Origin of the sequence: Pseudomonas sp. URMO17WK12:I7, from assembly GCF_003269045.1 — a bacterium.
Taxonomy (GTDB): domain Bacteria; phylum Pseudomonadota; class Gammaproteobacteria; order Pseudomonadales; family Pseudomonadaceae; genus Aquipseudomonas; species Aquipseudomonas putida_J.
The window spans coordinates 246,815-254,194 of the sequence record NZ_QLTL01000011.1; the positions used below are offsets into that span (position 1 = coordinate 246,815).

Sequence of the window (7,380 nt, forward strand, 5' to 3'; positions counted from 1 at the left end):
GGGTCAATGAACAGCCAAGGCAGCGGTACCACGGTGAAACTCAACGGCTCGCACTTGGGCAGCCTGCATGTTTTCCTGGTGGCCGCACGACACCTGAGCTTCTCTCGCGCAGCAGATGAGCTGTGCCTGACGGCCAGTGCAGTGAGCCATCGCATCAACCGCCTGGAAGATGAGCTGGCATACAAGCTGTTTCACCGCATGCCGCGCAAGGTCCGCCTTACCGAAGACGGTGAGCGCTTGTTCACGGTCATGCAGCGGACCATGGATGAACTCAGCGAGGCCGTGCAGGAGCGCGCCCACGCCGAGATCGCCGGCCAGTTGACCTTGTATGTACGCCCGTCCGTAGCACAGTGCTGGCTGGTGCCGCGGCTGGCACAGTTCAGCGCCCGCTACCCTGATATCCAGCTGGATATCAGGGTCGGTAACGAGAGCATCGATTACCGGACACGAAAGATCGACCTGGTCCTGTGTTACTCGGATGGGCATCATCCCGGATTACAGAGCATCCACTTGATGAACGAGCGGATCGCCCCAGTGTGCTCTCCCCGTTACGCAGAAACCCATGCATTGGCAGGTGACCTGCGACAGGTGGAGCAGTGCACCGCATTGCATGACGTTGCGGCCTGGGACAACGCCGCATTCGATGCAGAATGGCAGCTCTGGGCCAACAGCACAGGTGCCGGCCTCAAACTCCCGCGCCGGTTCCTCACATTTGACCGTTCAGACCTTTGCACGCTCGCTGCGCTGAATCACGCCGGCATTGCCATCGGCCGGGAACAACTGGTCAGGGAGCGTATTGCGCAAGGTGAACTGGTGCTGCCGTTCGGGGACTTTCTGGATGCCTCCAACTACGGTTACTTCCTGGTCTACCCCCATCACGATCCGATGCCCAGAAGGTTACAGGTTTTGATCGACTGGCTTATCGAGTGCGCCACCAGCCAAGCCTTCGCTACCAGCAACCCATAGAGCAAACTCTTGCGCCGTGCAGAAATCCGCCATCCACGATTCATGCTTGCTTGCCACTTTGGCGGGATCGATACTCTTGGCACACCTTCCATAGCCTTAATCGATACCCATGCGCTACTCCCCCGAAGCTCTTGTCGCCTTCGTCGAAGCCGCCGCCCTCGGTTCGTTCTCCGCCGCCGCGCGCAAGCTGCGCAAGAGCCAGTCGACCATCAGCATCGCCATTGCCAACTTCGAGGCCGACATCGGCTGCCCGCTGTTCGACCGCGCCGGCCGTCACCCCACGCTCAATGCGGCCGGCCATCAGGTGCTGAACCACGTCGAGGCGATCCTCGATGCCAGCGCCAGGCTGGATGCATTGGCCGTGCGCCTGGCTGACCAGGTCGAACCGCTGGTGTCAGTGGTGATGTCCGACAGTTACAGCGTGACCTTCCAGGGCGCGGCGATGGGCCGTTTCGCCGAGCATTACCCACACACCGAACTGCGCTGCGGCCCCTCCGAAGACGCCGACGTGATCGACCTGGTGCAGCAAGGCCTGGCGCACATCGGCATCCTCGCGGCGCAGGGCAGTTACCCGGCGGACGTCAGCGTGGCACGCCTGCCCGAGCAGGCAGAATTCTGCCTCTATGCCAGCCGCGAACACCCGTTGGCGAAGCTGCCGGCGTTGCAGCCGGAACACCTGGAACACGAACGCCAGCTGTACATCAAGACCTACGCCCCAAGCCTGCCCCACGGCCACGGCCAGGCTTGGTCGGCACCGGACTACCTGACCTTGCTCGAATTCGCCGTGCGCGGCTTCGGCTGGGCCGAACTGCCCAAGGCGCTGGTGGCGCGCTTCGGCAGTGGCCTGGTGGAGTTGCCCATGGCCGGCTACCCGCGGCGGGTGGCCATGGATGTGGCCTGGTCACGCCAACGGGCGCTGGGGCCCGCCGGGCAATGGCTGGTGGGGCAGTTGCTGGAGCGTTAGGCGAGTTCGCCCTGCCCCGCCCGTGCTTCGCGCCGGGCCCCCGGTTGCTGCCTCTGCCTGACCCTTGTCAGCCCCTGCGCCCAGGGGCTGCTCACTGACCCGCTGGTGGGTAACCCGGCTGCAGTGGACGGCGGTGTGTGCCCACTTCATGGATAAATGGATTTGTATGAACAGTGACCACTGCACTGTGCTGGCGACTGTCGCACTGAAAACGACCGGGCGGCTCAAACCTTGGCAGCTCAAGATTGCCAAGCCGTTGATGCTGGGTCACCTGGACACCGGCATCACCGTTACCGAGCTCGCCCAGGCACGCGCGCTGTCACGCAGCCATTTCACGCGCATGTTCAAAGAAACCGAGCAAGTGCCCCCGCAGCAGTGGATGCGTGAGCAACGGCTAAAGCGAAGCAAAAAATTGCTGGCTGAGATCGCACTGGATTGCGGTTTCTGCGACCAGTCCCACTTTTGTAGAACCTTTGCGAAAGCGGAGGGCATGTCGCCGCAGGCCTGGCAGCGATTGGGCGCCTGCAGCTGACTTGCAGCCCCGGCATCTCGCTTACAGCCGGCGCTTCAGCCAGCCACTACGCGTCGTGCGTCCCTGCGCACCGCCTGCGGTGGCACACCAAACCCACGCATGAACACCTCTCGCATATGCCGCCGGTCGCGAAAGCCAGTCTCCCGGGCCACTGTGTCCAGGCTGTGCCGGCTCTGCTCGATCATCACCCGGGCAGCCTCCAGGCGCAGGCTTTCCACCGCTTTGGCGGGTGACTGGCCGGTTTCGGCGGTAAATACACGGGTGAATTGCCGAGGGCTCAGGTGCACCACGTCGGCAAGCTCCTCCACGCTCAGCGGCCGGCTCAGGTGCTGGCGGGCGTAATCCAGCGCGTGCTGGATACGGTCCGACTTGGGCGACAGCGACAGCAATTCGGAATGCTGGGATTGCCCACCGGAGCGGCGCTGGTGCATGACCATCCTGTGCGCCACTGACCTGGCCAGTTCGGCGCCCAGGTCCTTTTCCACCATGCCCAGGGCCATGTCCAGGGCAGCGGTCATGCCGGCGGAGGTCCAGATCGAGCCATCGACGATGAATATCCGGTCTTCCTCCACTTGCACCTGAGGGAACAGCTCGCGCAGCTTCGGGGCGTAAGCCCAGTGAGTGGTGGCGCGCCGGCCATCCAGCACGCCGGCCTGGGCCAGCACGAAGCCGCCGGTGCACAGGCCAGCGGTCCGGCGTGCACCATCAACGAAACCGCGCACGCTGGCCAGCACTGCGTCACTGGGTGGTGTCAGTGGCGTCAGCGTGCCGGTGACCATCCAGGTGTCCGCAAGGCCGGGCGCGCCCAGTGGCAGCGTCTCGATATGCATGCCCAGGGAGGAGCGCACCATACCGCCCTCGATGGAGAAGTTCTGGACCCTGTACACCGTTTCGCCCGCCGAGATGTTGGCGAATTCGAACACCGTCTGCGTCGCCAGGGACATGATCTGGAAGCCTTCAGTAATCAGATAGCCGACCCGATGCATCGTGAACCTCCTGCGCCTGTTGTCCTGAAAACTTACCATATACGTCATTTAAGCCACAAAACACTTTCTGCATCATGGCTCCACACCCAAGCAACGGAGCATCACCATGACGCAGCAATTCAAAGGCACCGCGCTCATCACAGGCGCTTCAAGCGGTATTGGAGCGATCTACGCAGAGCGCCTGGCCCGCCGCGGCTATGACCTGGTGCTGGTGGCTCGCAACCGGGAACGCCTGAACGCGCTCGCCGGCCGGCTCACCAGCCAAACCCGGCAGAACGTCGAAGTGTTCCCGGCCGACCTGGGCAATGCCGAGGACCTGGCCAAGGTGGAGCGCAAGCTGCGCGAGGACGCCAGCATCAGCCTGCTGGTGAACAACGCCGGCATCGGTACCCACACCCCCCTGCTGGAGAGCGACGTCGAGCGCATGGCCGAGATGATCAGCCTCAACGTCACAGCCCTCACCCGCCTCACCTACGCGGCAGTGCCTGGTTTCGTCGCTCGTCGGCAGGGGGCGGTGATCAACATTTCGTCCGTCGTCAGCCTGGCGCCGGAACTGCTCAACGGCGTGTACGGTGCCAGCAAGGCCTATGTCACGGCGTTTACCCAGTCACTGAACAAGGAGCTGGCAGAGCAAGGCGTGCAGGTCCAGGCGGTATTACCCGGTGCCACTGCCACCGACTTCTGGCAGATCGGCGGCTTGCCCGTGGAGAACCTCGACCCCGGCATCGTGATGTCCGCCCAGGACCTGGTGGACGGCGCACTGCAGGACTTCGACAACGGTGTGCTGATCTCGCTGCCGTCGGTGCACGACCTGCAGGCCTTCGACCACTACCAGGCCAGCCGGCAGGCGCTGTTCGGCCAGTTGTCCAGCAACCAGCTCGCACCACGCTACAGCGCAAGCTGATCAGCACATGAGGAACTGAGCCATGAAGCGGCGGTTCATGGCTTTTTCACTGCTGCAGTGAAAGTGTTGCGCCATTTGGGCTGTTTATCGTTTGAAACGAAAGGAATAGCCTGAACCCACTTTTCGAATGCCCAAGAGGTAGCGCCAATGAAGGCTGTCGTTTACACCCAACCCGGTTTGCCGATCCACGACCCACAGTCGCTGTACGACGCAGAACTGCCCAAGCCGAAACCCGGCCCGCGGGACCTGCTGGTCGAAGTCAAGGCCATCGCCGTCAACCCGGTCGACACCAAGATCCGCGCCAGCCGCGGGGGTGAGCAACCCCAGGTGCTGGGTTGGGACGCCGTCGGTATCGTGCGCGAGGTTGGCGACCAGGTGACGTTGTTCGGTCCCGGTGATGAAGTGTTCTACGCCGGGGCCATCGACCGCCCCGGCAGCTACAGCGAGTTCCACGTGGTGGACGAGCGCATCGTCGGGCACAAGCCTCGCAGCCTGGATAGCGCCAGCGCCGCCGCCCTGCCCCTCACGTCCATCACCGCCTGGGAACTGCTGTTCGACCGCCTGGGCATCGAAGAAAACGGCGGCCAGGGCCAGCGCCTGCTGGTGGTCGGTGCCGCCGGCGGCGTGGGCTCGATCCTGGTCCAGCTCGCCAGCAAGCTGACCCAGCTGACAGTCATCGGTACCGCCTCGCGCCCCGAAACCCAGGCCTGGGTCCGGCAACTGGGTGCCCACCACGTCATCGACCACACCGAATCGCTCCCGCTTCAGCTGCAAGCGCTCAAGCTGGATTCGGTCGACTACGTGATCAGCCTGACCCACACCGACAGCTACCTGGCACAGCTGGTGGAAGTATTGCGCCCTCAAGGCAAGCTGGCATTGATCGACGACCCGGCGCAGCTGGATGTCATGCCGCTCAAGCGCAAGTCGCTTTCGCTGCACTGGGAGCTCATGTTCACCCGTTCGCTGTACAAGACCGAGGACATGATCAAGCAACACCAACTGCTCGACCGCGTGGCGCAACTGGTTGATGAGGGCGTGCTGAAGACCACCCTGGGCGAGCATTACGGCACCATCAACGCCGAGCACCTCAAGCGCGCCCACGCCATGATCGAAAGTGGCAAGGCGCGCGGCAAGATCGTGCTGGAAGGCTTCTGAACTGCTACCTGGGGCCATCCCCACGAGGAATGGCCCCAGCCACCATCGCCGCAAAATGCGCCTACTGGACCGCTTCGGACTCCAATGAGGCCGCCTTGAAGCCCAGACTACGCATCAGATCACGTGCAGCTTCGAAAAACATATGCTTGAGGCTTTCGGCATACTCTTCCGTCAAGCGACTCGCAGGACCTGAAATGACAAGCGCGCCCATCAGCTCCTGCTGCGCACCGTAGATAGGCAGTGCCATCGAAGCAGCATGCGGGTCGGTTGCGCCTTTGGAGTAGTAAGGCTTTTGCAAGGCTATGCCTATCTGATAGGGCGCGCGCAAGGCCTGCGCACCTGCAGCTTCATCCATCGGACGCATGTCACCAGGTTGCATGTTCAGACGCAGTCTGTGCGAGGAATTAACCCGGTACTGACACATCCGATACGCACCGTGACGCACATAGAACGAAGCGGTTTCACCCGACTGTTCAGCCAGATAATGCAAACGCGGCATCACATGCCTCTCGAGGTCGAGCGCCTCCTGATACACAGCGTTCAAACGCATGACTTCACTGGCCAGCTGATAGCGGCCATCAGCCATGCGCGTGATGAATCCGTGGTTTTCCAGAGACACCATCAAGCGCATGATCGTGCTCTTGATGAGCCCGGTACGCTCAACCAGCTCGACCAGGCTCAGCGCAGAATCACCTATCTGAAAAGCGGTCAGCACGGTCAAAACACGGTCTGCCGATGCCACTCCATTCACCGCTGGACGCGGCCGCGCTTTCACCATTTGCAAAACCTCACACGATTGAGGCCCTCCATTCAACACGAGGGCAGAAAAACCTCATTATCCGACAACGGTCGGCCTGCGCCAACGTAGCATGCACCCTGCGCCAGATAAAAAAGCCAGCAGGCCAATGTCTGCGCCTGCTGGCAAGAGGTCAATCGATATCGTATGAGGCGCAGGTCAGTGGCTGGGGACAACCGCCGGCCCGCTGTCGGTCAGCGCTTCATACCATCAGCGCCCGCGCCCGCAGCTCGGTGTTGAGGATGCGGTCGTTCTCGCTGTAGTCGACCGGGCAATCGATCACATGCACGCCTGGGTTGGCGATGCAGTGGTCGAGCAGCGGCAGCAAGGCATCTGCACTCTCCACGCGGTAGCCGTTGGCACCGTAGGCTTCGGCATATTTGACGAAGTCCGGGTTACCGTAGTCCAGGCCGAAATCAGTGAAGCCCATGTTGGCCTGCTTCCAGCGGATCATGCCGTAGCCGTCGTCACGCAGGATCACCACGGTGATGTGCATGCCCAGACGCACCGCCGTTTCCAGCTCCTGGCTGTTCATCATGAAGCCGCCGTCGCCACACACCGAGATCACCGGGCGGTCCGGGTAGACCAGGTGCGCCGCCATTGCCGATGGCAGGCCGGCGCCCATGGTCGCCAGGGCGTTGTCGAGCAGCACGGTGTTCGGCTTGTGGGCCTTGTAGTTACGGGCGAACCAGATCTTGTAGATGCCGTTGTCCAGGGCAACGATGCCTTCGGACGGCAGTACGCGACGGATGTCGGCGACCATGCGCTGCGGGTAGACCGGGAAGCGGTTGTCGTCGGCGCCTTCGGCGATCTGCGCTTCGTTGGCTTCACGGATGGCCATCAGGCGGGTGAAGTCCCAGTGCGCGGTGTCGGTCAGCGCTTCGCTGATCTGCCACACGGCGTTGGCAATGTCGCCGATCACTTCGACCTGCGGGAAGTACACGGCATCGACTTCGGCGGAGCGGAAGCTGATGTGGATGACTTCGGTGCCGCCACGGACCATGAAGAACGGCGGCTTCTCGATCACGTCGTGGCCAATGTTGATGATCAGGTCGGCCGCTTCGATGGCGCGGTGGA

Annotated in this window: 8 protein-coding genes; 5 read left to right on the forward strand and 3 right to left on the reverse strand. The window is 62.6% G+C overall.

The window, feature by feature from the left end; all coding sequences use genetic code 11:
* The first annotated feature begins 6 nt into the window (after positions 1-6).
* The 3 genes from dsdC to H040_RS17195 all read left to right on the forward strand — a co-directional run bounded on the left by dsdC (position 7) and on the right by H040_RS17195 (position 2,462).
* Positions 7-966: a DNA-binding transcriptional regulator DsdC gene (gene dsdC / locus H040_RS17185; protein WP_027916919.1), complete on the forward strand. Its 960-nt coding sequence runs from the start codon at positions 7-9 to the stop codon at positions 964-966.
* Positions 967-1,075: 109 nt separating this feature from the next.
* Positions 1,076-1,930 carry a LysR family transcriptional regulator gene (locus H040_RS17190; protein WP_027916920.1) on the forward strand — a complete coding sequence of 285 codons (855 nt, stop codon included), beginning with the start codon at positions 1,076-1,078 and terminating at the stop codon, positions 1,928-1,930.
* A gap of 166 nt (positions 1,931-2,096) precedes the next feature.
* The gene (locus H040_RS17195) at positions 2,097-2,462 is read left to right on the forward strand and encodes a helix-turn-helix domain-containing protein (protein ID WP_027916921.1); all 366 of its coding nucleotides are present in this window, start codon (positions 2,097-2,099) and stop codon (positions 2,460-2,462) included.
* Between the two features lie 35 nt (positions 2,463-2,497).
* Here the strand turns inward: H040_RS17195 and H040_RS17200 are convergent, their stop codons facing one another.
* Complete coding sequence (locus tag H040_RS17200) at positions 2,498-3,448, reverse strand: GlxA family transcriptional regulator (protein WP_027916922.1); 951 nt, start codon at positions 3,446-3,448, stop codon at positions 2,498-2,500.
* Between the two features lie 106 nt (positions 3,449-3,554).
* On the opposite strand from H040_RS17200, the gene H040_RS17205 reads away from it, so the two are divergent.
* Both H040_RS17205 and H040_RS17210 read left to right on the forward strand, forming a co-directional pair.
* The gene (locus tag H040_RS17205; RefSeq protein WP_027916923.1) at positions 3,555-4,352 is read left to right on the forward strand and encodes an SDR family NAD(P)-dependent oxidoreductase; all 798 of its coding nucleotides are present in this window, start codon (positions 3,555-3,557) and stop codon (positions 4,350-4,352) included.
* Positions 4,353-4,499: 147 nt separating this feature from the next.
* Entirely contained in the window at positions 4,500-5,507 is a 1,008-nt protein-coding gene (locus tag H040_RS17210; protein ID WP_027916924.1) for a zinc-binding alcohol dehydrogenase family protein, read from the forward strand.
* A gap of 61 nt (positions 5,508-5,568) precedes the next feature.
* On the opposite strand, the gene H040_RS17215 is transcribed toward H040_RS17210, so the two are convergent.
* Together H040_RS17215 and H040_RS17220 are read right to left on the reverse strand one after the other, a co-directional pair.
* Positions 5,569-6,285 carry an IclR family transcriptional regulator gene (locus H040_RS17215; RefSeq protein WP_027916925.1) on the reverse strand — a complete coding sequence of 239 codons (717 nt, stop codon included), beginning with the start codon at positions 6,283-6,285 and terminating at the stop codon, positions 5,569-5,571.
* Positions 6,286-6,505: 220 nt separating this feature from the next.
* Positions 6,506-7,380: thiamine pyrophosphate-dependent enzyme (locus H040_RS17220; protein WP_256595188.1), on the reverse strand; the 875-nt coding region annotated here is incomplete at its 5' end.